This window comes from Halobacterium hubeiense, assembly GCF_001488575.1.
Taxonomy (GTDB): domain Archaea; phylum Halobacteriota; class Halobacteria; order Halobacteriales; family Halobacteriaceae; genus Halobacterium; species Halobacterium hubeiense.
Genome location: NZ_LN831302.1, coordinates 1084927 through 1109379, shown reverse-complemented (window position 1 = coordinate 1109379; position 24453 = coordinate 1084927). Strand labels below are relative to the sequence as shown.

Below are 24453 nucleotides of genomic sequence, written 5' to 3'. Positions count from 1 at the left end.
ATAGGAACCGCGACTCACACGCCCTCAGTATTCAGCACGTGCTCGGGGTGGAGGTCGGAGGCGAGGTCGATGAGGTAGTATTCGAGCGCGTCCAGCGAGGTCTCGAAACCGTAGAACGGGCCGGTGTCGTCTTCTCGCCACGCTCGCGCCCAGAAGTACACGGGTTCTCGTAGCCTCCGCGAGTCGTCCTCGAAGAGCGCGTTCGCCCACGCCTGGTACTTCCCACGCGGGTCGTCGTCGCGGTTGACACTGGGGTCATCGTGGTGGTCGAGGAGAGCGGCGCTCAGTTCGCCGAGGTGGTAGGCGTAGCCGTCGCCCCAGCGCGCGAACTTCGACCGGTTCGTCCGGACGTTCTTCAGGTTCGCGCTCAGCCGCTCGTCGTCGCGCCCGTACTTGCCCGCTTTCCCCACGTACCGCGGGACAACGGTCTCGCCGTCGAGCGTGTACATGAGGTAGATGACGCCCTCGTAGGTGTCGTCGTCGTGCTGCCAGTCCTCGACGACCTTCCGCCCTTCCGTCGCGAGCAACTCCTCCATCTCCTGACTGCGCTCGAGAATCGGCCGGTCGTCCTGCCCGTGGGCCTTCACCTGGACGACGCCCTCGTCGTCCGTCTCGAACAGTGGAACTGGGTCACTAATGTCGACGTACTTCGAGACCCAGTCGTCCCAGACCTCGCGTTTCGTCACGGAGTCCTCGTCCATCTCGTAAAACCTGCTCGGTGTCGCGCAAAGTGTCTATCGGAGGGAGAGTTTGGCGGCATATTCTCGTCGCATGAAGTGGTCGGTGGCTGGGGTGGGGCTGAATCGCAAATCAACGCGCGCGTGTATGGGGCGCAGTTTTCGACGAACTCGCTGATTCGCCGACTACCCGGGCCGTAGGTGGGTAAAACAGTGAGTTCGGGATATCGAGACGACTGCGCTAAACCTCGCCGCAAGCTAGCCTCGTCTCCTCACTCCGGGCGACCAACTTCTCCCCCAGAAATAGCGTCGAGGAACAGCTCTTATTCGGCAACGAGTGCCTGGAAGTCGTCGTCGCTGTGCGTGAATCCATCCTCGGAGGTGTCGTTCGTGCGGGCGTGCTCGCGATTGCGAACCTCTTCGAGATAGATGGGGTCGGGGTCGCCAGCTGCTTCCGGCGGGCTATCGGTGACGACCGGCTGGGGGTCGTCGTAGCCGGGGCGATGCACTAACGGCGTGCCGTCGTGGCTGGGGGAGCTGGCAGCACCGTGCTGAATTGCCGATGACGTACTACAGGACAGGCAGGCGTGGGGTGTGTCACTGGCATCGCCGAAAACACGGCCGAACGCTGTACTGACGACGGTTCCACACGCACCGCACTCGACATGCACGGGCATATGACAACTATTGGCGGACACTATCAACGAGGGTGGGGCGGGTCGACGCGAGTATAAACACCGTCAATACGGGCTTACCCTTTACAGGAGTCGGCAAGCCCCTCTACGCATGGGCAATCGGCCGACACGCGTTCTCGTGGGGTCTCGCACGGTCATCGAGAGTGGCAACTCGAAGATGGTCACCATCCCGCCGGACGTCCTCGAGGCGATGGACGTCGACGGCGGGGATAGCGTCGAGATGGAGTACGACCGCGACACAAAGAAAGTCATTGTTCGCCCGACTCCCTCAACTCCCGCGTGAACGCTCAATGGCGGCGCTGGTAGGTGTATGGTAGGAATGGGTTTCCTAGGGGCGTTCCTGTCTTTGGTTGTCCGATGTTGCAACCAGATTCACAGTCACCGGCCGGTGAGGAGGTCACCGCTCAGGAACTCCAGACTGCGATTACTGACACGCTCGCCCTCGACGTGTTCCCTCTGGAGGGGTACCGTAACCCAGACTACTTGCGCGATGCGCTGGCAGCTGGCTTCACACCTGCGGACCTCGCGACTGCGCACGGTGTTTCGCGTCGGTCGATCTACCGGGCGGCCGCCACCCACGACATCGAACTGCAACAGCCACCGTCGACGGGACCGGCTCGCCTCCTCTGGGAGCTGGACGCGGACGCTGTCCCGGGTGAATCAGCATGATGTCGCCGACCCGCCGCCTCAACAACGCGTCGACGAAACAGGTCAGCGCGGACGTCGCGAAGACAGTCCGCGAAATCGGGGAGGGCGACGTCGTCGTAATCAACCGCGACGGGCGGACGTGGCTGGTCACCGACGTTGCCGAGGTCTCCGTCGCTGATGACGATACCGACCGCCGGGAGAAACGCGCGGTGCGGATGCAGAGCCACCGCGGGACAGAACCCGATGCCGCGACGGTGGCACTCGTTCTCGTCTCGTATCCCGGCCACAAGGAGGCCGCCGTCCACGTCCTGGACGCCGCGAACCGCCTGGAAGAAGATAGCGTCTACGCGGTCGATCACGTCGAGATTCTGGACCCGGAGCCGACCTGGGTGGTCGTCCAACGCGCGGGCACCACGGATGCGTTCCACTTGCCGGCGCCGGTCCCGGCAGCTCGCGGCGATGCTCTACCGGCATGCGGTGGCCGGCCGGGTGACGTCGACCCCGAGGAGTACCGACTTGTTTCCCGGACAGTGATTACGCCGGGTCCCCAGATATGCCGGGACTGCGCGCGTCGCCAGCGCCCCCGGGAGCTGGAGACGGTCGCCTGTCCGGACTGCGAGCGAAACATCGCCTCCGGGCTGTTTCAGGGCCCACGTGTGCAGGGAGTTACCGGCCTCCGTGTGGAGTGCCCCGAGTCAGACTGCTCGTTTACGGGGTTGGTCGATCTCCCTACGGTGTCCTCAGACAGTGACGGCGGGCCGGAGGGTGGTGTGGCGTGACCCTGGAGTACTACGAGTACGAGGAATGCGGGCGAGTTCAGAACCGAATCGTCGAGTGCCCGCTGTGCGGGTATAAGTTTTCGCCGCGTGAGCCGCGGTGGGAGCACTTCTTCGACGACCACACCCCGGAAGATGCCGGGCTGACACCGCTCGGCACAATTCCGGACGATGCTGGTGGCGGGCTCTGGGGCGACGTCCCGGACTCCCCTGAAGAATCCGCTGTCTAAGTTGAGCGTGCTCTTGTTTTGAGACGGGGGGAGACGAATTCAGTTAGTCGACGTCGAGGGAAGTCTCGATTTCGTAGCGCAGTCCCATCGCGGGAGTGCTGAGGACCTCGGCGAGCTCGGGTGTCATGTCGGGATGAGCGAGCGCTTTCTGCTTCGCGTTCCGGTCTTGTCGGGCGTGTTCGCAGGCGGCGATGACCGCGGCGGTTTTCGTATTCTCGCCGAGCGCGTCCATAGCTGATTCGATGGCGTCGAGGCGGTGGGCGTAGTCGCCGTCGGTACGGATTCGCATAGTGGGCTCGTACACACGACCCTGCTTAACCTATTATTCTGGAGTGACTGGAGGGGTGATTTCACCGGGTTTTCGCGAAATTCGAGGAGGTCCGTACGCTCAGGAGTGTTCGGTCAGAGGATTGGCGGGGAGATATGCACACGAGGTTCGCGAGCTCGTGTGCATATTCGGGAAATCGATTCTCTGGACGCGTAACCCCACGGGGGAGGTGATGACCGAGTCTGATACTGTGGTGAACAACAGACGAATATATCGTCTTTCTTACTTACTCCCAAGCATCTCTGGGGTCAATACTCTCCCAGTTGGATTCGTCATAGACAATCTCAGAAAGGTCTGCAGCAACTTCCCGAGCCTCTGGTTTGTCGAGAGGCCAAATCGCGCCACTTGTTGTTCCAGCATGTCGGGTTATCTCTTCGCGCTTAAATTGGTCGTCAGTAATCTCTTCGACGTATATCTCCACCCACTCTTCAATTAGATTTCTCGCCTCGTCAGCTGCAACATTTGATAAATCCGAACCGATAGTGTACATATCGTACTTCGCCATATACCCTTGATCGACTGGAACAACCGCAATAAACGGTTTTTCTTCGCTCTCGCACTCAGTCCAATACTCGTTCTTCTCCTCTTTTTCTTCGAAAATTTTCACTTCGTCTTTCGTGAGTGGCTGAGGCATGCCGCACACTTCAGACGGTTATGTGAAACTCTTTGTTATTCCACTATCTCCGGTGTGGGGTCGGTGTTCAAAACAGAGATTCGGTGTTCAAGGAGTTGAGTAACGTCTTCTTTGCTGCGCTGTGCTGAGGGGTGGGGAGTGTTTTGGATTGGTGGCCTTAGCCACACCCCTAACGGAGAACCGAACGGCCCCCGTGAGGTTCTCCGCGTGGGTGCGTCGGGGCGACGGCGCCGGCTGCTCGCGTCAAGAGTATCCACGGCAACTGAGATTTCACTATCGAGCTGGTTCACGGCAAATTTGGTTGCAAGAGAGCGGCTTCGAGACGGTGTTGCCACTACTCGTAGCAGCGCTATCGGAGGGCCTTCCACGCGCGGCGCTTGTGGTCGATGCCGTCGACTCTGAACTTCACGATTGCCTGCCGGAACCGCTCGGGATCTTGTCCAGCCGCCGTCCACACCTCGAAGGCGGACCGGATGCGGGAGGAGATAATCTTCGGGACACCCTTGTGGTTGTAGTTGACCGCGTCGAACTCGCCCATGTCGACCTCGAGAGCGTCAGCGCGGTTGCGGATATCGATGCCGTAGCGGTTGCACCACGCGACCCACTCGGCCATCGCGTCCGACACGCCGCGCTCGGCGGCTTCGATGGCTTTCGCGGAGGTCTCGATGGCGGTGCGTGTCGCGTCGCGCGCGTCTTGAACGGCGTCGTGAATCATTTCGGCGACGTAGTCCGAGCGCAGACCAACCTCGCCGTACTTCCTAGAGACGAGTTCTTCCATCGAGCGCAGCGCCCGCCGCACGCTCCCGACGTGGCGCTCGTTCGCCTCTGCGATGTCCTGTGGGGAAACTTCCCCACCGTCCGTGACGAGCGTATCCAGTGCTTCCCACTGGACGGGACTGAGGCCGTCCGTGAGGTGGCGGACAACGACGCTTTCCTGTTCCTGCCGGATGCGGGTGAGGTCCAACTGAATGGGGTCGGGGCCGCGCTCACTCGTCGACGGCTCCCAGTACGCATCATTCTCAACGTACGGGCTCCGGCCGATATTCTCCGGGGCGACGTCGAGGCCGGCGTCGGCGAGCACAGACAGCACGGTCTGGTCGAGCTCGCGTTCCAGTTCTACGAGGTCGTCATAGTACATCGTCTCGCCACGGTCGAGCAGCGAGTGCTGAAGACTCGCGCCGACCTTCGGATGCGCGAGCGCTTCCGACGTGTCGAGGCGAGCGGCTTCGCGAGCGTAGTAGTGTTTGACCTCCTTCGGGTAGCGGTGGCCGGGGAACGCTTCAGCGAGCCGCTGCGTGTCCAACGTCACCGTGTGGTAGTAGCCCGGCAGGTTCTCGCCTTTCTCGTCGTCGTCGTTCTGGACGAGTTTGCGGTACCCGGAGCGGTCGTCTTCCAGGAGGTGCGCCATCGAGGCTATCGGGCCGTCGCGACCGTGGACGGGGCCGCTGGCGTCTCGATGCACGCGGGCGTACTTCTCGGCGTCCTGAATGTTGCTCGTCGCCGCGGGCGTCTGGAAGTAGTTCGCGTTGAACCCGAGGACACGAGCAGCGGTCTGGAAGAGGTCGAGATACCGCGTGAACGCGATATTACTCCCCTGGATGCGGAGGTTCAGGCCGTCGTTCTTGAGAGTTGGCGGGACGGGAATCTCAACGACCTCGCCGGAGTCCTTCTCGGCGTGGAGGCCGCCCCAGCGCGGGCTCATGTGTACGATGAAGTCCTGTTTGCCGACGGGGTCCTCGTCGGGGTGGCGGGCAATCTTGAACTGGAATTCGCGAATCGTGTCGTGCTCGACGTGCGTGCCGCCGTCGGTGACGCTGCCGGTTGGCGGGAGCAGCCCGCCCTCGTCACGGTACGACAGCCGCGCGACCCACTGCTCGCCCGCGTGCGTGAACTCCGCGCTACGGCTGCCACCCGCGTCCTTCACGAGGACGTCGGCGCCGAACCACGGATCAAGACCGTTCTCGGCGAAGTGGAGGTTCGCGTCGAACTCGTGGGGAGCGAGGTCGAGCGTCCTCACTGCGCCCCCTCCAGTTCGCGAGCACAGTTCCCGCAGAGGACTTTCCCGTCGACGATCGCGCCGGCGTGTGGGGAGCCGCAGTTGGAGCAGTCGGGTCCAGAGAGGTCGTGCTCACCGTCACTCGGCATCGGACTCACCCCATAGGGAGCGGCAGGCGGCGCAGAGAGCGGTTTTCTCGCGGTCGCGGTCGGGAAGGCGGACGCGCCGGCAGTCAGGGCCGTCGGCGCCGCAGACGCGGCACTCGTCGGCTTCGGGCGCGTCGTCGGCGACAGTCTCCCAGTAGTCGTGCCGGCGGACCTGCGGGCCGCCGTCAGTCCGTAGTTGGGATGCAGGAACGAACTCGCGGCTGCCAGTCAAGGCGACCACCTCGAAGAACGGACCGAGGGCTGGTCGAGTTTACGTGAGGTAAGTGGAAGCCGGCAAGAGCTTCCGAAGTACTTTTTTGCAGTATGGGGCCGGAGGGATTTGAACCCCCGATCGACTGATATCTCCGGTGCGCCTCGGAACTCCAGAGGGTCGTCGTCGCGGACCGATGATCAGTCGGCCGCTCGGTATACCAGTCTGGAATTTCGTCCCGGGCGCGTGGCCTCTGGAGTCAGTCGCCATGCCTGGCTTGGCCACAGCCCCTCGCGTTCCTCCGTACGGTGATTTGTCCTAAGTGCGTTTCGATTCTGCGTCTCAGTTCACCACCGACAAGGGCCACCCGCCCGTACCTGAAACCATGATAGCGCGCGTGTGGCGCGGGTGGACCGAGCCCGCCGACGCCGACGAGTACGAGGCGTTCGTGACCGAGACGGTGTTCCCGGACGCGAAACACGAGATAGCGGACCTGGAGAGTTTCGAGGTGTTGCGCCGCGATGCGGGCGGCGAGGTGGAGTTCGTGACGATCGCGCGGTTCGCGTCGTGGGACGGCGTGGAGGCGTTCGCAGGCGAGGACCACGAGACCGCCCACGTGCCCGACCGCGCGGAGGAACTACTCGCGCGCTACGAGGAGACGGTCGCACACTACGAGGTTCGCTCGTAGCGATTGGCCTTTCCGGGCCGAGAGCGAACGCCGAGACATGACCGAGTACCCCATCGTAGTCCGGGAAATCGGCGGGAAGATGCGACTCGGCGTCGAGGAAGCAGAGGCACTCGATGCGGACCTCCGCGAGGTCGTCGCGGACGCCTACGACCGCGTGGACGTGCAGGACTGCGGGGACGGCGAAGTGGTCGGGTACGTAATCGCGAGCGGCGACGAAATAGAGGACGTGCGCTGGAGCCGTTAGTCTTCGCGGGCGCTCCACTCGCAGTCCTGGCACTTGTAGCCGGTGACGAACTCCGTTACGGAGGGCATGTAGCCGACGGAGATGACGTCGCCGCCGCACTCGGGGCAGTCGCGGTCGGCGTCCTCGATGGGTTCGGCGTCCATCACAGACTCGCCTTCCACGAGCTCCGCGAGCTTCTTCGGGGTGACCATGCGGCCTTCGACGACGCGGTTGTCGGACATACCGGCGGGACGGCCGCGGGCGGCTAAAGACTTCTCCTCGCTAACTCACAGCCAGGGGGCGCGTTCTTCGGCGCCGTCTTCGCCGGGGTAGCCGTAGGCGGCTTCGTCGTCCTCGTCGGGGTCGCTGCCGCCGTCAGGCGTTGCGGCCGGCGCCGCGGCGCCGTCAGGGCCGTCGTCGACGGCCGGGGGCACGTCCGGGGTGTCGACGTCGGCTTCCTCGGGGTCGAACGCGAGCAGGCCGGCGACCGCGAACACGACCAGCGGCGCCTGCGAGGGGACGAGCCCGAACACGGAGAGCGCGAGCGTGCCGAGCGCGACGGCACTCCCGAACCGGAAGCGGTCGATGTCGACGACCTGCCGGAGGTACGGCTGGAGCGCGACGACCGCGAGTGCGAAGCCGACGGCGACGCCGCCGGCAGCCGCGGCGCGCAACATTAGCCCGGGGTCGGCCGCGAACTTGAGTTGGGCGCCCGCGGGCTGGACGCTTGCGACGAATCCAAGTCCGATGATGATACCGGGGGAGGGGAGGTAGTCGCCGATGGTGGAGCTGGCGGTCTTCGCGGCGATGGCGAGGATGACGATGGCGGCGAAGCGTTCGAACGTCGGGATGTCGACGACGGTCGCGATGGTGGGCGCCAGCGCGGCTTCGGCGGCGGCGATGAGTATCAGCGGCGTCCCAACGACGAGGACGGTAACAGCCTGCGAGCGGGGGTCCTCGTCCATCTCTGCGAGGATCACCGCGAGCGTCGCGCTCCCACCGAAGACCAGCAGCCCGATCTGGGCGATGCCGATGTACGTATTGAGTTCGCCCGCGAGCACGAGGGCGGCGAAGATGCCGTCCACGAGCGGGAGCAGCATGACCGTCGCGAGTAGCCGGGTGTCGCCGCCCACACGCTGCTCTAGGCGAAGGGCGACGGGGTGGCGTGAACTACTCATGAACTACGGGGCTACCCTAGACGGACGTTGGTCGGCCCGGTGATACGGTGACGTGCGCGACGCCGAACGTTCGGCGGTGTGTCGCGCAAGCGCCGGCGTTCCGAGCCAGAATGTGTCCATCAGTTTACCGAAAAATGTGCGTGCGGCGGAGTCAACGGTGTGGTTGCCGGCGGTACGCACTGCCTCGGGACTGATGGAGTCCATATGCACAACCATTAGGGTCGCACGCATAAAGATTGCGTGAGAGACGCCACCACGTGATGGGGGACCAAAACCTGTCTTTAAGTACCGAGCTACTGTCCGTCGGGGTGCGTGGACGATAGTCGAGAAATCGCCGGTCGGCGAGCGGAAATTCTATCGTTCGTCGATGGATCCGGCAGCTGATGGCCGTTTGTTGGGTCCACCGCAGGGAGCCGTTGCACGGACGTGTCGACAGCGAGCCGTCTACGGGAGTGGTTAGCGCACGTTCGCCCAATCTCGGAACGTTTTTGCCACCGGCGACGCGACGGTTTACATGGCGCACGACCCTTCGACTGACGGCCGATTCTCCGAGAAACTCCGCGTACCAGAAGCGCTGACCTTCGACGACGTGCTCCTGCGGCCCGCCGAGAGCCGCGTCGAACCCGACGACGCCGACGTCTCCACACGCGTCTCGAAGAACGTCGAACTCAATACCCCGATTCTCTCCGCGGCGATGGACACCGTCACCGAATCCGACCTCGCCATCGCGATGGCCCACGAGGGCGGCCTCGGCGTCCTCCACCAGAACATGGACACAGAGACTGTCGTCACCGAGGTTGAGCGCGTCAAGCGCGCCGACGAGCTCGTCATCGACCGCGAGAACGTTGTCACCGCCAACCCCGACCAGACGGTCGAGGAGGTCGACGCGATGATGAACTCTGAGGGCGTCTCCGGCGCGCCCGTCGTCGACGACGACGACACCGTCCTCGGCATCATCTCCGGCACCGACATCCGCCCCTACCTCGAAGTCGGCGAGTCCGACACGGTCCGCGAGGCGATGACCGACGAGGTCATCACCGCCGACGAGGACGTCGACGCCCGCGACGCGCTCGAGCTCATGTACGAGCACAAGATCGAGCGCGTCCCCATCGTGGACGGCGACGACCACCTCGTCGGCCTCGTCACGATGCAGGGTATCCTCGCGCGCCGCGAACACGGCGACGCCGCCCGCGACGACGACGGCCGCCTCCGCGTCGGCGTCGCCGTCGGCCCGTTCGAGACCGAGCGCGCGACCGCCGTCGACGACGCCGGCGCCGACGTCATCTTCATCGACTGCGCGCACGCCCACAACCTGAACGTCATCGACTCCGCCCGCGACATCAAGGCGTCCGTGGACGCGGACGTCGTCGTCGGGAACGTCGGTACCCGCGAGGCCGCCGAGGCCGTCGTGGACTTCGCGGACGGCATCAAGGTCGGTATCGGCCCGGGCTCCATCTGCACGACGCGCGTCGTCACGGGCGCGGGCATGCCCCAGATTACGGCCGTCTCGCAGGTCGCCGACGTCGCCCACCCCGAGGACGTTCCCGTCATCGCGGACGGCGGCATCCGGTACTCCGGCGACGCCGCGAAGGCCATCGCCGCGGGCGCCGACGCCGTCATGCTGGGCTCGTACTTCGCCGGCACCGACGAGGCCCCCGGCCGGGTCATCACGATGAACGGCAAGAAGTACAAGCAGTACCGCGGCATGGGGTCGGTCGGCGCGATGCAGTCGGGCGGCGGCGACCGCTACCTCAAGGAGGAAGACGAGGACGAGGAGTTCGTCCCCGAGGGCGTCGAGGCCGCCACGCCGTACAAGGGCCCGCTCGCCCAGGAGCTCCACCAGCTCGTCGGCGGCATCCAGTCCGGCATGGGCTACGTCGGCGCCGAGACCATCCCCGAGTTCAAAGAAGACGCGGAGTTCGTCCGCGTCTCCGCCGCGGGCCAGACCGAAGGCCACCCTCACGACGTGATGATTACGGACGAAGCGCCCAACTACAGCCCGCAGAACGAGTAGCGTAGCCAGCGCGGCGCTGGCCGCTCAGAGTCCTTTGCCGTCGACTTCGCAGCGCGGACTACAGTAGCCGTTCGCCGCGGCTTCGGAGTCCTCGAACGCTTTGAACTCGTCGCCACACGCCTGGCATTCGTACGTTTCGAACGCCATGTGCGGGGGATGCGACGCGTCGGAAAAATTTGTTACGGTACGCGTGGGTCCGCGCAGTCGGGTGGTTTCAGGCGTCTTCGCCGGTGACGACGACCGGGCGGTCGGCGTTCAGGATGACCGACTGCGTGACGCTGCCGAAGATGGCCTTCCCCGCGGGCGAGCGCTTGCGCCCGCCGAGCACGATGGCGTCGACGTCGTACTCGTCGGCGTCCGCGATGATGTCGTCGACCGTGTCCCCGGAGTCGTCCCGGACTTGGACGTCGACGCCCGCGTTCTCCAGGAACTCCTGTGCGCGCCGCACCGACTGGATGCGGCTCGCGGACTTGAACTGCTGGACGTCCTCCGGGAGGTCCTCGGCGTCGCCGGTGAACACGAACAGTACGATAGCTTCGACGTTTTCGGCGGCGTCGGGCAGGTTCGCCACGTAGCGGGCCTGCGCGAGCGCTCGGTCTACATCGTCGTCGACCGGTACCAGCACGCGGTACATGGTCACCACGACGCCCGACAGGGGCTTAAAACTACGCGCGTTCGGCGGTCGGGTCGTCGCCGTCCAGCACGCCCCCGGGTTCGAAGCGCGCGCCGCCGCCCTCGGCGTCGGTCGCGGTGACCGTCCAGCCGTGGGCGTCCGCAATCTGCTCGACGATGGCGAGCCCGAACCCGGTGCCGTTCTTGGCGGTCGTGTACCCGGACTCGAACAGTTGGTCGGGGTCCGTGCCGCCGAATCCGGCCCCGTCGTCGGCCACGTAGACGCCGCGGCCGTCCTCGGTCACGCCGACTTCGACGGTGACGTCCGGCCCGCCGTGCTCGATGGCGTTCCGGAACAGGTTCGCGAACACCTCGTGGATGCGGTCGGGGTCGCCAGTCGCCGTCCGACCGGCCAGCTCCGGAGCCACGTCGAGGGTCGCGTTCTTCGTCGTCACGCTCGCCCACGAGTCCGTGACCAAGTCAGCCAGCGGGACCGACGTTCGCTCCCCGATGACGCTGCCCTGTCGAGCGAGTTCGAGCAGGTCGCCGATGAGGTCGCCCATACGCTCGTGGGCGGCCTCGACGCGGGCGAACGCCTCCGGGTCACCCGTGCGCTTGGCCTGGTCGAGCCACCCGCTGGCGATGCCCAGCGGGTTCCGAATCTCGTGGGCGAGCACGCCCGCGAACTCGTCGAGGCGGTCAACCTGCCGCTGGAGTTCCTGCTCGTGGTGGACGCGCTCGGTGACGTCCCGCAGGATGAGGATGCGGTGCCCGGGAGCGGTCGCGAGGTCGTCGGCGTTGCACTCTACGTGCCGGCGCTCGGTCACCGTCTGCACGGAAACGACAGCCGAACTCGACCGCGCGTCCCCGTCGTCGTCGGCGGTCGCACACATCGCCTCGACGGCCTCGGGCGTGAACGCGTCGAAGGCGTCCAGCGACCGCCCATGACACGACTCGGTGACGCCGACGAGGTCGCGGAACGCGACGTTGCTGTCCACGACCAGTCCGTCGCCGTCGACGACTATCGCGGGGTCGGGACTCGTCTCGAACAGCGTGCGGAAGCGGTCCTCGCTGGCGGCGAGCTTCCGGGAGAGGCTGCGTCGCGACAACAGCCCGTCGATGCGAGCGTGCAGCACCGCCTTCTGGACGGGGACGGCGACGACGTCGTCGACGTTCGACCAGACGTCTGCGGCGGCCCGTAGTTCGTCGCTGGACGCGAGCAACAACACGGGCGAGAACAGCGACGCCCCGCGCTCGCGGTAGTCGGCAACCCACTCATCGTGGCGTTCGTAGGCGCGCTCGTCCAGCAACAGGAGGTCCGCGCGCTCCGCCAACTCCGCCAGCGTGACGCCGTCGGCCCCGGGCGTGAGCACGTCGTAGGTATCGTCGAGCCATTCCGTGAGGAGCGCGCGGTTCTGGTCGTGTCCTAGCACCACGCCGACGCACAGCCGCTCGTCGCCGGCAGAGACCGTCTCCGGCTGCCGTTCGTCACCGTACTCGGACATCGGTGCTTACCGGTTTGACGCCCCGTCGTCGACGAACTCCGGTGTTCCCGTCAGTAGGCCGCGGAGGTTCGTGAGCGGTTCGCCGACCTCGATGCCGTGTTCGGTGATCTGGAGGCGCCGCAGCGTCCGCTCGAAGTCGCTGGTGCGCTTCTTGAGCACGCCGATGACCTTCTGAAGCTCCCCGCCGACCTCGATGTGGCGCAGGAAGACGATGTTGTCCGCGAGGTAGCTGATGCCGACCTCGGTCGGCTGGAAGTCGCCCGTGACGTGGCCGACCTCGTCGACGAAGACGACGGTGACGCCCATGTTCTTGAGGTAGCGGCCGAGCGCGTGCAGCCGGCGCACGAGCGTGTCGTCGTCGCCCGCGAGCGCGAGCTTGTACCCCTTGATGCCATCTATCATCACGATCTCGGTGTCGCGCTGCTCGACCTCCTCGCGCACCATGCTCGCGAACTCCTGTGGCGTCAAGTCCAGCGGGTCCATCTCCTCGATGGCGAGCGTGCCGCGCTCAACCATCTCCTCGACGGGGATGTTGACGGCTTCCGAGCGCTTCAGGAACGTCGCCCGGCTCTCCTCGAAGAGGTAAATGACCGAGCGCTCGCCGCGCTCCGCGGCTTCCTTCATGAACTGCGTGCCGGTAGTGGTCTTGCCAGCGCCGCTTGGCCCGCTGAGGACGCTGACCGTGCCGCGTTCGAGCCCGCCGTGGAGCAGGTCATCCAGTTCCGGGACGCCTGCGGAGATGGACTCGGCGACGAACGCCTGCTCGAATTCGCCGGGCTGGAGTTCGGGGAACACCCGAACGCCGTCGTCGGTGATGCGGAACGTGTGCTCGCCGCTCTGGGTCGCGGACCCGCGGAACTTCGGCACGGAGACCGTGCGCGTCTCGTGTGTCCGTTCGAGGTCCAGCGTCCCGTCCGCGATGAACTGAATGTCGTCGTCCGGGTTGCTCGGGGTCGCCTGCGAGGTGAACAGGACGGTCGCGTCCTGCTCGCCGAGGAACTGCTGGAGCGCCAGCACCTGCTTGCGGAACTGATAGTCGTCCCCGGAAAGGTACCGCAGCTGCGTGATGGGGTCGATGAAGATGCGGTCCGGGTCCAGCTGTTGGATGCGCTCGACGATGGCCTCGTTGAACGCGTCCGCCTCGACTTCGTCGGCGGCGAAGACGCTGTACGACTGGCTCTCCGTGAACACCTCGCTGTCGGGCGTGAGACTCAGGAACTCCACGCTGTCGAGGTCGAACCCAACCGCAGCCGCGTTCGCCTTCAGTCCTCGACGGACTCCTCGAGGTTGACGTACAGCACCGTCTCGTCGTTCTCCACGCCTGCCGAGAGGTAGTGGTAGCCGAAGATGGTCTTCCCCGTGCCGGGTTCGCCGCGCGCGAGGTACGCCCGCCCCGGAACGAACCCACCGTTCAGCACCGCGTCCAGGCCGTCGATGCCAGTCGAGACGCGCCCCTCGATGCCCGTCATCTGTCCGTTCCCCCGTCGACGTCAGCGTCGGCCTCGCGGCCGGCGTCAACGCCGTCCTGCTCGATGCGATGGAGTTCGACCTCGAAGTCGTCCTCGTCGAACTCGCTGGCGAGTGTCTCGACTTCGCGTTCCAGTGAGTCGATTTCTGCCTGCAGCGCCTCGTACTGCGGGTCGTCAGCAGCATCGTCGCCGTACTGGGCGTCCAGCGCGGCGCGCTTCGTCACGAGCTGGAAGTACTGCTGGACCGCCGTGTCGTGGTGCTTGCGCGTCAGCAGCGTCTCCACGACGTCGTGGAGGTCGTCGTTGGTCACGGGCTTAGTGAGGTACGCGTCGAACCCCATCTCCACGATGTCGAAGTCGGGGTCGACGGCGGTCACCATCGCCACCCGGCAGTCGAGGTCGCGCTCCCGGACCTCCGAGAGTACGGCGTCTCCGGAGAGGTCCGGCATCCGGCGGTCCAACAGCACGACGTCGATTGCGTCGTCCAGCGAGTCCAGTGCCTCCTGCCCGCTGTACGCGGTCCTGACGGTGTAATCGTCGGACAGCCACGCGGTGAACAGGTCGGCGAGGTCTCGCTCGTCGTCGACGACGAGGACCACCGGGGAGGTTTCTCGGTCCATTTGCGGCACCGTAATCTGATTCTTTAGAGGACCGGGTTACCTTAAGTCGTTTCGACAAGTGCTCAGCCAAACAACAACTATTTCAGATTTCTATCTATTTCGAGGGACGGAGGTAACGAACAGGTGGAAATCGTGTGGTGTAAAATAACAGTTCACCCGCTAACAACCTAACTCAGTATCCGTCTTCGAGAAAGCGGGCCGGGCGCGATTTGAACGCCTCACGCCCTCTACGCACCGCACGCGGGCGTTCGGCAATCGACGGATACCGGGGTGTCGCTGTTTGTGTGCTGAGCGCGAGGCCCACTAATGACACCCGACCTCAAGCCAATCGACCCGCAGGAAGCGAAGGAATGGTATCTCGAAAACCGACGCGGCGAACTGGCCGACGCTACCTATCGAGCGCACAAGTATCGACTCTCCCCGTTCGTTGAATGGTGCGATACCGAGGGCGGCGTGACCAATATGAACGACCTCAGCGGGCGGCACTTCCATCAGTACAAGAAGTGGCGGCGGGAGAAAGGCGACTGCAACAAGGTCACGATGGCTACCCAATTGAGTACGCTCAAAGTCTTCATCGACTTCTGCGAGAGCATCGACGCCGTCCAGCCCGGTCTGTCGGACTACATCGACCCGCCGACGATGAAGAACAAGGAGGACGTGAACGACGACTTCGTGGATGCTGATACCGCGCAGGCCATCATCGAGTATCAGCGGAACTTCAACTACTCTCAGCGCGAACACGTCATCTTCGAGTTACTGTGGCACACGGGAATGCGAAACGGTGCACTCCGTGCTATCGACCTCGATGACTACGACAACAACGAACGCACGCTTGAAGTCCATCACCGACCGGACGATGGAACTCCGCTAAAGAACGGAAAAGAAGGCCAGCGCGTCGTCTCCCTGAAACCGAAGGTCAACCAAATCGTACAGGACTACATCGACCATCATCGGTTTACCAAAACCGACGACACCGGTCGAAAACCACTAATGACGACGCGACAGGGCCGTATCTCGAAGACCTCTATCCGAAGTAACTGCTACCGCGCTACCCGTCCCTGTGAGTACGGACTTGACTGCCCCCACGACCGCGACCCCGAGGACTGCGACGCGGCAAACTCCTATCACGCGGCCTCAAAGTGTCCATCCTCACACGCGTCCCACTCTCTGCGAAAAGGAGCAATCACGCACGCCCGGCGGAGTGAAGTCCCGATTGAAGCCGTATCCGAGCGGATGGATGTAAGCGCGGATGTGCTGAAGAAACACTACGACAAACGTACGAAGAAACAGGAGATGAAGAACCGGCGAGGATACTTCGATAACATCTAAGTCGAAGTGCTGGAAGGGATACCCGGCTAATCTTTTTAAATAGTCGATTTCGCTGATGGTGTTACTACCACTCCGCCTTACCGTGATTCTCACACCATAACTTAGTGTTGGTGTGTGTGTGTGTAGTAGAAGTCATCAAGGGAGTCTATAGATAGGTTCGTTTCACATCCTCGTTTATGGAACACCCGTTAGGTAGGTGTGTGAATTGCGTTTCGGACACCAGACCTACCGGAAAAGAGTTTTCTACTACTCGGCCATTCTACCGTCAATGAAAGTGTCGAAGACAAATATTGTGGAATACTGCTTCGGTCAAGAGGTCGATAGAACTGCGATAGCAGTCCTCCTCTCAGTAGCAGTATTCTCAGTAGTTTACATTTCGTCCCTATATGACACAGATATTGTCCCCCTCCTCGTGAACACTACTCAAGGCGGAGTTGTAGTGTTGCTCCTACTGGCCGCTGCATACTACTATCACGAGAATCGAGGGGTTCTGGTCGCCTTCCTCATCGTCTTCGCTCCCATCTACGCAGTTTTCATTCGACTCGTTGAACTTGGGAACATTGCACCCAGCCCCCTCAGGGAAGCAGTCGTCGAAGCCGTACCGTTAACCCTGCTGTTCGCCGTTCCAATCACTATTCTCTCTATCGGCCTCGCACTCGTCTACGAAAGATTCTCCACGAACTAAGCGAACCACGCAACATCAACAATCGCCGTCAAACGTCACCGGAAGGCGGAGAAGAATAGCGCTATTTTCGAGTTCCCGTTGATACACTTCTATACTGTACCTATCGTAGGGTCTCAGTTCATCGAGCGGGGAAAGAATAACCCGGACTCGATGCAGTAATTCACTCCGTGGCGCTACTCGGGTAGTTCTCGCCGTCCGGTTCTCACACACGGCCAGCAGGGGAAGTCGTCGCGGAGGTCGTCGCAGTCACACTCGGCAGGTTTCGCTTCGATGACGCCCGCGCCATCCTCGTGTCTTTCCTCGGCAATCATACCACCGTCAGCGCGGAGTTTGTCTTCCAGCGTTTGCGTGGTGGTTTCGTCGGCGTCCACCGTGGGGGTCGCGTACTCAACAGCGGCTTGTAGAACGACGGGGCCGCCGACTGACGCGAGTGCAACCTTGTGCTTGCAGTCGTAGTCCTCGCGGTACTGGTCGGCCTTACAGCCACATTCAGTCGGGACAGGGACGCCGTCGCGCTCCTCGATGCCGACGACGTAGGAGTGGTCGGCTTTCTCGTGTCCCCACGATGCGTTCGTGACTTCGACTTGATGCGGGCCGACGACCGTGAACTCGTAGGACTCCCATCCCACACGCTTCGCAGTCTTCGCACCGAAATTCAACTGTTCGACAGCGGTACGCTTTTCTTCCGTAGCGGTGTTAGATTTCATCGCTTCGTGTCCAGCGAAGCGCGGTCGTGTGTACCAGCACACGGCCATTCTGCGATGGCATCACCACGCTTCGTACCCAGTAGTCTATCCGCCACCAACTTAATACTTCCCACATACGGGAACGTTCCCTAATACGGACACCACTAAGTGACGCACGCACGTAGGTTGGCGTATGGCGAGACGCGCCCTGCTAACCGACCGAGAACGCGAACTCATCAAGGGCGGAGACAGCGTCGATGAAGACCTCCGCTATCAAGCCATCTCCCGAGTCCGACGTAAGATTGAGAACGAACTCACGACCGACGTGGAGGTACTCCGAGAGAACCACCCCGACCTCTACGCGGAACTCCACGAAGTAGTGTGTGAACCAGAGAGTACCAGCACATCGAGCGAGGGGGAAGGGACAAGCGACTCGATGCAGTAACCCCCACCAGTTAGAACATCAACGAGCGCACGCGAGCGCGTATTTAAGTAACCTCGTCTGCGAAATTTCTGGCTGAGAGTCAGAGTTTTCGGCAACCTATTTCGGTGTGAAACGCCGGTTCAGTAGGTCTGCGTCTTTATCAAGTAGCGCTCCGCCTATTCGACCGGTTCTGCGCGCATTTCATCGGCCCAGAAATCACCCGCGATGACATCGAGTTTGTAGTGCGTTCCGTTCGCTCGGACGAAATCAGCGTTACTCAAACTCTCCGGGAGTGAGTCCCACTTGCCGAACGGCGTATCGTATGAGCCATTCTCGATTGCCTTCTGGACTGGCTCTCTTACCTCCGACGAAAGATTTTCGAGAGCAACGACGGACGCATTTTCCGACGGCTGTTGTTCGGTTACCTGAATATCATAGGTGGCTAACGTCGGCCCAGCGTCCCACGAGAGTTGATAGTACGACCCATTTTTCTGGACGAACTCGTGGTTCTGGAAAACCGCCTTGGCGTCAGTGGGGAAGTACGTTCGATTGACGTACGGTGACTCACGGACAGAGTCGGGTGCGAACCCAGTTGCTCGTTGCTTGGCGGCATCGAACGCTTGTTGCTCGGTGTCTGAGAGCGCGGTGTAGATAACGGTATTACTCGGCGTCGCACCAGTCGGCGTCGTATTTGACGGGCTGGATGTAGTTGTTGGGACTACGGACGTAGTCTCTGTTGGTTGCGTGGAGGGAGCGCCTCCGTTCAGCCCACTACAGCCAGCCAGCAGAACGAGAAGGACGACCATCAATTCACGGCGCATACTGTTAGTTCCCGACCAGCAATAAAGTGTTTTGTGGGACGCCGAAACACACAATAAACTCACTTCAAGACTGACTGATACTACGCTCCCCCATACCCATCATTTGACTATCTATTAGCCGCCGTCAACGACTCGCGTGAGACGGCGAAATTCAGGGGAGTTGGGAATAACGAAACGGGAAGTATGGACGGTCGTAGTAGCGCTCCTCATTCCTCTCACGGTCTTCCATACTGTACCACCGGGGAATCACCACAGAGCGTTTGGACGGCGTGACCAGCCTGTTGTTGGCGTTTATGGACTGCGTCATTCTCTGTGGAGAAGTTGGTTGCGGAAAGCCTGTAGCCCCATTTATAAGTGGCGTCCTCGATGGTCAGTGTTACCCCTTCGCCGTACAGCGTTCTCGCACCATAACTTAGTGGGTGTGTTGTGTTGTTGTATGGGGAGTAAAGAACAAGAGGTGCAACCATTCATAGATGGGGTTGTCTCGTGGATAGGGAACGCCGTCTATGCAGTTGTCCACGAGCGTCAGAGGTGTCACGTGGGTTTCGGGGGTACATCTACGTCGTCATACTTCTCGAAATCGGGTTCTTCGACTATCCCCTTGAGGAACTGCCACGTGACCTCTGGCTTGAACGTGGAGCCGTACTGCTCCTTGAACCACTCCCACGTCGGTTGCCAGCCGTACCTGAGATGGCGGCACGCAACACGAATTCGTTCGTTATGTGACAGCGTACCAATACCATCCTGTTCGGCTTTCCGCTGGAGTGCTTCCGCTTTCGATTGGGGATTCTTACGAGCAGGCCAGATTGTCCGTGGTTTATCGTCGGAAGTCGCCGCCCTCGATGCGGTCGTACGCTCCGAGCCGGACACCGTAGAACCGGACGCTCCAACATCGTATCCCCGCTCGGAGAGATGGTTGAGCGCGGTATCTCGCCGGCCCTTATCGCTTCTGAGCGCGTGGCCGACCACGGTGGCATCCCACGACGAGACGTTGAAGATTCGGGAACTTCCGCTTTTCCCGCCGATGATGACGACCTTTTCCCCCGGTGCGTAGTCCCACTTCCGGTAATCCTTCTTCGACAACTGGAGCGGCGCGTGAACGTCTGCTTTCGTGAACTCGCCGTTACACCCGACCGCACCGTAGAAGTACGCTGGCACCATCGTCGCACCACCACGCTTGCCCTCTCGGGCGAACGCCCCGCCTTTCACGCGAAGCGCCGCGACACTACGAGGATTCCCGGATGCGTGGGCATACGGGGAGAACTCCTGCGTGTTGTACATCGACCACTCTGGAACATCAGCAGGGTCGTCGGGATACGCCACCTGCTCGATGAGGGGAGTCTCGATTTCGTCCTCCGCCTCGTCGCGCGTGAACTCCAAGAGCGTCTTCTCGGGGTCAAGCACCCGAAACAGACTCTGCGAGGTGTCCACGTCAAAGACGCTTGTCCCTACTGTCAGGCGTTCCTGTCCAAACACATCCCACAGTACATCCGCGTACGTTGCAGGCGTGCTTGGGTTCGCTCCGTTCGCCTCACGGAAGATGCGGGTTCTGTCCCACTCTGGTTCGATTTCGACCTTCGGGATGCCGGTATCCGCGTGTGCGACGCCGGGAAGCCGAAAGAGGCGTTTCCGCGAATACAGTCCCAAGTCGAGGTCTGCCCCGCCCTCCTCGCAGTACGACTCAGCCAATTCCTTCAGCCGCTTTCGTTCGGCTTCACCGGACACGAACCGAGGAACGTGAACGTGGATGGAACGTCGCCCTGAGAAGTACAACCTACACGTGCTGAACGGGACTCCGAGGTAGTCCTCTACGAACTCCCGGAACCACGAGAGAAGCGTGTCCGGCCCCTCCTCGTGGTATGCGTCGGATTCGATGTGGATGGGGTAGAGGACGCGGTCATCGTCCTCACACTCGTCCTGAATCTCGGTTGCTATTGAGGAACCTCCCTTTACTTCGTAGCCTGTCTCGAACTCGGCTTGGCGTTCGTACTGTTCTCTCGGCACTTTGTAGATGGGGCTGGCGGTCGCGGCGTTATCGGGGATTGGCTCGTAAATTGTCTGGAGTTTCGGCGCTCGATGCGCGCCCTCGGGAAAGCCGTACTGTACGCACGGGAGGTCACTATTGCTGGATGTTGTCGCTGTACTGGTCGCTGTTGACGGCGGAGATGTATCTGTACTCATAGGTCGAAGGATGGAGAAGACTCTCAGCGGAACGACAATCCTCGCGCTCTATGCGGAGAACCGTGGAACAGACTGCGATAGTCGTGACTGCTCGATGTAGTCTTCCGCGAAAAGCCTTCACTCAAACAAAGGGGAGCCAGCGCCAAAAAGATACCGAAAACCCGTGGAAAGCGTCGAGATACCTGCGAGAGAAATTAAAGAGATTCAAGGTGGTTTTGGACGGTCAAACCCGGGGAGTCACGTCCAAGGATGGGTCGAAACCGTGTTCGCTACGCCATCCCGAACTCCTCGCGGCGAAGTTCCCGCTTCTCGCCTACTTCCAGCGTAGTGGCGCATCCTCAGCCCACGAACATCGTGAACCAACGACTCGATGGAGTGGAACACGGCAAGATGTACTGAATCAACTCTCGGCTATTGGAAAAACGCTGGATGGCACGCACGCGCATCAGACTCGAAACGAACTAACGTCGAAACGGTGGGTGTATCCGAACCTTCTAATGGCCGGAAACCCTACGAAGTAACAGTTCAGCCGCTAACAGTCTGACTCAGTATCCGTCTTCGAGAAAGCGGGCCGGGCGCGATTTGAACACGCGACCGACGGATTAAGAGTCCGTCGCTCTGCCAAACTGAGCTACCGGCCCAACGCATCCTATCGTTCGACGCTGTGACTCAAATACGTTCTGATTCGCGACGACAGTCCCGCGACTGCATCCGGATTCGACCGGTCGACCGGGGTCCGCGTCGCGCCGCGAAACCGACCGCGGAAAACACGGCGGTGAGCCACTCCGCGGCCGGAATCCCCGGTGGGCTGGCGGCAGGTCGGGAAGGTTAAGTGACGGCCGCCGGTAACCGTAGACATCATGAGCAGCCGGGCAACCATCTCCTCGATGTCCACGTACGCCATCCTTGGCTGCGGGAGCGTCGGCCACGCCGTCGCCGAGGAGTTGGTCGAACGAGGTAAAGACGTCCTCATTGTGGACCGTGACGAGGCCCGCGTAGAGGCGTTGCGCGACCAGGACTTGAACGCGCAGGTCGCGGACATCCGCGACGAGGAGGTCGCAGGACTGGTCGCGGACCGCGACGTCGTCCTCATCATGGCCTCGGACGTCGAAGCGAACGAAGCTGCGGTGACAAACATCCGCGGGCGGAACGACGAGCAGTTCGTCGTCGTGCGCGCCAGCGACCCCGTGACCAGCGACGAACTCACAGAGCTGGGCGCGGACGTCGTCATCAATCCGTCGTCGGTCATCGCGGACGCGGCGTTGCGCGCGCTCGAGTCCGGCGAACTGGAGTACAAAGCCCGCCAGCTCGCGGATGTCATCGAGGGCACTGATGGCCGGCTGGCGATCGTCACGCACGACAACCCCGACCCGGACTCCATCGCCGCGGCGGCCGCGCTGAACGCCATCGCGGCCCACCTCGGCGTGGAGGCGGACATCCTCTACTTCGGGGACATCGGCCACCAGGAGAACCGCGCGTTCGTGAACCTGCTGGACATCGAGTTGACGCCGTACGAGGACGTCGACATCGACGACTACGACACGGTCGCGCTCGTCGACCCGGCGAAGGCCGGAGAGGTGTCGCTGGACCGCGAGGTCGACATCTTCCTCGACCACTACGAGGTCGACGAGGAGTTCGACGCGGAGTTCGCGGACATCCGCCCGAACGTCTCCGCGACCTCCACCATCCTCACGAAGTACATTCAGGAGTTCGACCTCTCGGTGAGCCAGGAGGTCGCCACAGCGCTGTTGTACGGGATTCGCGCCGAAACCCTGGACTTCCGCCGGGATACGACGCCGGCGGACCTCACCGCGGCGGCGTACCTCTACCCGTTCGCGGACCACGACACCCTCGAACAGGTGGAGTCGCCGAACATGAGCCCGGAGACGCTGGACGTGCTCGCGGAAGCCATCGCGAACCGCGAGGTCCAAGGCAGCCACCTTGTCTCGAACGCGGGGTTCATCAGCGACCGGGACGCGCTCGCGCAGGCCGCCTCCCAGCTGTTGAATCTGGAGGGCATCACGACGACTGCCGTCTTCGGCATCGTCGAGGACACCATCTATCTGGCGGCGCGCTCGAAGGACATCCGCCTGAACATCGGGCGCGTGCTCAGCGACGCCTTCGAGAACATCGGCGAGGCCGCCGGCCACTCCACGCAGGCGTCCGCGGAGATTCCGCTCGGCATCTTCACGGGCATCGAGGCGACCGAGGAGAACCGCGAGACCCTCCTGTCGCTGACCGAGGAGGCGGTCACGCAGAAGCTCTTCGACGCGATGGGCGTCGAGTCCGAGAGTTCCAGCGGGTCGAACGGCAACTAGTTCTGTGGCGTTCAGCCGACGGCTCTGATGAGGACGAACAGCGTCCCGATCGACGCCAGCGTCGTGACGAAGACGTTCAGGGACGCGAACGCTTCGTCGCCGCCGAGTTCGTTCGCGAACACGTACGTCGACACCGCGGTCGGCGTGCCGAGCATCACGACGGCGGCGGTAAACGTCGCGGCGTCCACGCTCAGGAGCGAGAACGTCGTCCACGCTATCGCGGGCATCAACACGATTTTGAGCGCGACGACCGCGCCCGTGGCACCGACGTCGACGTTCGGCAGGTCGACCTCCAGCGACGCCCCCACGCACAGCAACGCAATGGGGAGCGCGAGCGTCCCCAGCAGGTCCAACCCCGCAGTCGCCGGGCCGGGGAGCCCGATGCCGGCAGACCCGACGACCAGCCCCGCGACCAGCGCGAGCAACACGGGGTTGCGCCCGAGTTTCGCGACTTCCTCGGCGAGCGAGGCGTCGGCGTCGCTGACGGTCGTGAGGACGAACACCGTCAGCGGCACCTGCACGAGCGAGACGACGCCGAGCACGACGCTCGCGACCGCGGTCACGTCGTCGCTGAACGTCGCGGCGACCAGCGGCAGCCCGAGGTAGCCCAGATTCGAGTGGTAGGACTGCGTGACCGCGACGCTGCGGCGGCGGCGCTCGGCCTGATTCCGGTGGACGACCCACGCGACCGTGGCGGTCGCGAACAGCACGAACAGGAGGCCGCCGAACAGGGCGGGAGAGACGAGCTCGGCGACGTCGCGGTCGTACGTCGACACGAACACGAGCGCGGGCAGCGCGACGTAGTACGCGGCGTCGTTGAGCCACTCGGTGCGGGTAGCGTCGAGCACGCCGGCGACGCGCAGCCCTGTCCCGACGAGCAGCAAAACGAGCAGCGCGAGCAACCGGCCGACGACTTCCATATCTCCGCTGAACGGATGCGGGGCCTTACGCGGTTCGCCTCAGGACGCCTCTGCGAGCGGGCGGAAGTCAGTCGCTAGAACGGCTAAACGGCGAGTTCGGTATCTTCGTCAGGGCTTTCGTAGCGCTCGATAACGTCGTTGATGAGGACCACGTCGCCGACTGCACGCACCCACCGATACGGGATGATGACGCCTTTCTTCCCGGTCTCGGTGTCCGCGAACAGCTGGGCGTTGAGTTCGCTGAGCGCGAGGCCGTTCACCACTTCCGCGTCGAGGTCCAGGCGGACGTCTTCGACTTCCCCGACGAAGACGCCGTTGTTCGAGTACACCTCGCGGCCGACAAGCGAGGTGATTTCGTCTGCTTCGGAGTCCATGTCGTGGTGATTGTCGCGGTGCCCCATAAGTGTTCGAGGCTCGCGTCCCACAGGCGTCCGACGCG

Annotated in this window: 28 protein-coding genes, 2 tRNA genes and 2 pseudogenes; 11 read left to right on the top strand and 21 right to left on the bottom strand. The window is 62.8% G+C overall.

All coding sequences use genetic code 11. The features are described from left to right. Positions 1–14 precede the first annotated feature (14 nt). The 3 genes and pseudogenes from HHUB_RS05690 to HHUB_RS17665 all read right to left on the bottom strand — a co-directional run. On the bottom strand, positions 15–701 hold the full coding sequence (locus tag HHUB_RS05690; protein WP_059056618.1) for a hypothetical protein: 687 nt from the start codon (positions 699–701) through the stop codon (positions 15–17). Positions 702–1000: 299 nt separating this feature from the next. Beyond that, positions 1001–1186, bottom strand: coding sequence for a hypothetical protein (locus tag HHUB_RS16555; RefSeq protein ID WP_157533982.1), 186 nt, complete (start codon positions 1184–1186; stop codon positions 1001–1003). A gap of 54 nt (positions 1187–1240) precedes the next feature. After that, positions 1241–1354 (bottom strand): annotated as a pseudogene (locus HHUB_RS17665) (DUF7563 family protein); the annotation flags it as partial. Between the two features lie 136 nt (positions 1355–1490). Here HHUB_RS17665 and HHUB_RS05685 point away from each other — a divergent pair. From HHUB_RS05685 to HHUB_RS05670, 4 genes are all read left to right on the top strand, one after another. Then, positions 1491–1655, top strand: a complete 165-nt coding sequence (locus HHUB_RS05685) for an AbrB/MazE/SpoVT family DNA-binding domain-containing protein (protein WP_169793393.1) — start codon at positions 1491–1493, stop codon at positions 1653–1655. Positions 1656–1729: 74 nt separating this feature from the next. Next, on the top strand, positions 1730–2041 hold the full coding sequence (locus HHUB_RS05680; protein ID WP_082687180.1) for a helix-turn-helix domain-containing protein: 312 nt from the start codon (positions 1730–1732) through the stop codon (positions 2039–2041). Continuing rightward, positions 2038–2799: a hypothetical protein gene (locus HHUB_RS05675; RefSeq protein ID WP_059056616.1), complete on the top strand. Its 762-nt coding sequence runs from the start codon at positions 2038–2040 to the stop codon at positions 2797–2799. The genes HHUB_RS05680 and HHUB_RS05675 overlap by 4 nt, the downstream gene beginning before the upstream one ends. Next, complete coding sequence (locus HHUB_RS05670) at positions 2796–3026, top strand: hypothetical protein (protein ID WP_059056615.1); 231 nt, start codon at positions 2796–2798, stop codon at positions 3024–3026. The genes HHUB_RS05675 and HHUB_RS05670 overlap by 4 nt, the downstream gene beginning before the upstream one ends. Positions 3027–3069: 43 nt before the next feature. Here HHUB_RS05670 and HHUB_RS05665 read toward each other — a convergent pair whose 3' ends face one another. The 6 genes from HHUB_RS05665 to HHUB_RS16550 form a co-directional block, all read right to left on the bottom strand. Then, positions 3070–3315: a DUF7692 domain-containing protein gene (locus HHUB_RS05665; RefSeq protein ID WP_238324024.1), complete on the bottom strand. Its 246-nt coding sequence runs from the start codon at positions 3313–3315 to the stop codon at positions 3070–3072. A 265-nt stretch (positions 3316–3580) separates the two neighbouring features. Beyond that, a complete protein-coding gene (locus tag HHUB_RS05660) occupies positions 3581–3988 on the bottom strand; it encodes a hypothetical protein (RefSeq protein ID WP_059056614.1) in 408 nt (135 codons plus the stop codon). 349 nt (positions 3989–4337) lie between these two features. After that, positions 4338–6005 carry a DUF7845 domain-containing protein gene (locus tag HHUB_RS05655; protein WP_059056613.1) on the bottom strand — a complete coding sequence of 556 codons (1668 nt, stop codon included), beginning with the start codon at positions 6003–6005 and terminating at the stop codon, positions 4338–4340. Then, positions 6002–6133, bottom strand: coding sequence for a hypothetical protein (locus HHUB_RS17500; protein WP_272948282.1), 132 nt, complete (start codon positions 6131–6133; stop codon positions 6002–6004). Before HHUB_RS17500 ends, HHUB_RS05655 begins: the two co-directional genes overlap by 4 nt. After that, positions 6123–6362, bottom strand: a complete 240-nt coding sequence (locus tag HHUB_RS05650) for a hypothetical protein (protein ID WP_157533981.1) — start codon at positions 6360–6362, stop codon at positions 6123–6125. The genes HHUB_RS17500 and HHUB_RS05650 overlap by 11 nt, the downstream gene beginning before the upstream one ends. 93 nt (positions 6363–6455) lie before the next feature. Then, positions 6456–6632, bottom strand: a tRNA-Trp gene (locus tag HHUB_RS16550). 94 nt (positions 6633–6726) lie between these two features. Between HHUB_RS16550 and HHUB_RS05645 the strand changes: the two genes are divergently transcribed. Further along, positions 6727–7029, top strand: a complete 303-nt coding sequence (locus HHUB_RS05645; RefSeq protein WP_059056611.1) for a hypothetical protein — start codon at positions 6727–6729, stop codon at positions 7027–7029. 37 nt (positions 7030–7066) lie between these two features. Further along, the gene (locus HHUB_RS05640; protein WP_059056610.1) at positions 7067–7273 is read left to right on the top strand and encodes a hypothetical protein; all 207 of its coding nucleotides are present in this window, start codon (positions 7067–7069) and stop codon (positions 7271–7273) included. Here the strand turns inward: HHUB_RS05640 and HHUB_RS05635 are convergent. Then, positions 7270–7494, bottom strand: coding sequence for a DUF5795 family protein (locus HHUB_RS05635; RefSeq protein ID WP_059056609.1), 225 nt, complete (start codon positions 7492–7494; stop codon positions 7270–7272). The genes HHUB_RS05640 and HHUB_RS05635 overlap by 4 nt on opposite strands. Positions 7495–7539: 45 nt before the next feature. Next, positions 7540–8430, bottom strand: a complete 891-nt coding sequence (locus HHUB_RS05630; protein ID WP_059056608.1) for a DUF5794 domain-containing protein — start codon at positions 8428–8430, stop codon at positions 7540–7542. A gap of 514 nt (positions 8431–8944) precedes the next feature. Between HHUB_RS05630 and guaB the strand changes: the two genes are divergently transcribed. Beyond that, positions 8945–10444 carry an IMP dehydrogenase gene (gene guaB / locus HHUB_RS05625; protein WP_059056607.1) on the top strand — a complete coding sequence of 500 codons (1500 nt, stop codon included), beginning with the start codon at positions 8945–8947 and terminating at the stop codon, positions 10442–10444. A 214-nt stretch (positions 10445–10658) separates the two neighbouring features. Here guaB and HHUB_RS05620 read toward each other — a convergent pair whose 3' ends face one another. From HHUB_RS05620 to HHUB_RS05605, 4 genes and pseudogenes are all read right to left on the bottom strand, one after another. After that, on the bottom strand, positions 10659–11078 hold the full coding sequence (locus HHUB_RS05620; protein ID WP_059056606.1) for a universal stress protein: 420 nt from the start codon (positions 11076–11078) through the stop codon (positions 10659–10661). Between the two features lie 31 nt (positions 11079–11109). Further along, positions 11110–12561: a sensor histidine kinase gene (locus HHUB_RS05615; RefSeq protein ID WP_059056605.1), complete on the bottom strand. Its 1452-nt coding sequence runs from the start codon at positions 12559–12561 to the stop codon at positions 11110–11112. A 6-nt stretch (positions 12562–12567) separates the two neighbouring features. Then, positions 12568–14030 (bottom strand): annotated as a pseudogene (locus HHUB_RS17625) (ATPase domain-containing protein). After that, complete coding sequence (locus HHUB_RS05605; RefSeq protein ID WP_059056604.1) at positions 14027–14650, bottom strand: response regulator; 624 nt, start codon at positions 14648–14650, stop codon at positions 14027–14029. The pseudogene HHUB_RS17625 and the gene HHUB_RS05605 overlap by 4 nt, the downstream one beginning before the upstream one ends. A gap of 306 nt (positions 14651–14956) precedes the next feature. Between HHUB_RS05605 and HHUB_RS05600 the strand changes: the two genes are divergently transcribed. Then, positions 14957–15979: a tyrosine-type recombinase/integrase gene (locus tag HHUB_RS05600; protein ID WP_059056603.1), complete on the top strand. Its 1023-nt coding sequence runs from the start codon at positions 14957–14959 to the stop codon at positions 15977–15979. A gap of 268 nt (positions 15980–16247) precedes the next feature. Then, the gene (locus tag HHUB_RS05595; protein ID WP_059056602.1) at positions 16248–16664 is read left to right on the top strand and encodes a hypothetical protein; all 417 of its coding nucleotides are present in this window, start codon (positions 16248–16250) and stop codon (positions 16662–16664) included. 173 nt (positions 16665–16837) lie between these two features. Here the strand turns inward: HHUB_RS05595 and HHUB_RS05590 are convergent, their stop codons facing one another. Beyond that, on the bottom strand, positions 16838–17293 hold the full coding sequence (locus HHUB_RS05590; RefSeq protein WP_238324022.1) for an SWIM zinc finger family protein: 456 nt from the start codon (positions 17291–17293) through the stop codon (positions 16838–16840). Positions 17294–17543: 250 nt separating this feature from the next. On the opposite strand from HHUB_RS05590, the gene HHUB_RS16050 reads away from it, so the two are divergent. Further along, positions 17544–17795, top strand: coding sequence for a hypothetical protein (locus HHUB_RS16050; RefSeq protein WP_082687179.1), 252 nt, complete (start codon positions 17544–17546; stop codon positions 17793–17795). Between the two features lie 155 nt (positions 17796–17950). Here the strand turns inward: HHUB_RS16050 and HHUB_RS16545 are convergent, their stop codons facing one another. The 3 genes from HHUB_RS16545 to HHUB_RS05580 form a co-directional block, all read right to left on the bottom strand. Then, the gene (locus tag HHUB_RS16545; RefSeq protein WP_157533980.1) at positions 17951–18580 is read right to left on the bottom strand and encodes a hypothetical protein; all 630 of its coding nucleotides are present in this window, start codon (positions 18578–18580) and stop codon (positions 17951–17953) included. A gap of 549 nt (positions 18581–19129) precedes the next feature. Further along, complete coding sequence (locus tag HHUB_RS05585) at positions 19130–20776, bottom strand: hypothetical protein (protein WP_197570635.1); 1647 nt, start codon at positions 20774–20776, stop codon at positions 19130–19132. 567 nt (positions 20777–21343) lie between these two features. Next, positions 21344–21417, bottom strand: a tRNA-Lys gene (locus HHUB_RS05580). 219 nt (positions 21418–21636) lie between these two features. Here HHUB_RS05580 and HHUB_RS05575 point away from each other — a divergent pair. Continuing rightward, the gene (locus HHUB_RS05575) at positions 21637–23094 is read left to right on the top strand and encodes a DHH family phosphoesterase (RefSeq protein WP_059056600.1); all 1458 of its coding nucleotides are present in this window, start codon (positions 21637–21639) and stop codon (positions 23092–23094) included. Between the two features lie 11 nt (positions 23095–23105). Here HHUB_RS05575 and HHUB_RS05570 read toward each other — a convergent pair whose 3' ends face one another. Both HHUB_RS05570 and HHUB_RS05565 read right to left on the bottom strand, forming a co-directional pair. After that, the gene (locus HHUB_RS05570) at positions 23106–24014 is read right to left on the bottom strand and encodes an AEC family transporter (protein ID WP_059056599.1); all 909 of its coding nucleotides are present in this window, start codon (positions 24012–24014) and stop codon (positions 23106–23108) included. 83 nt (positions 24015–24097) lie between these two features. Then, complete coding sequence (locus HHUB_RS05565) at positions 24098–24388, bottom strand: PRC-barrel domain-containing protein (protein WP_059056598.1); 291 nt, start codon at positions 24386–24388, stop codon at positions 24098–24100. Positions 24389–24453: the final 65 nt, after the last annotated feature.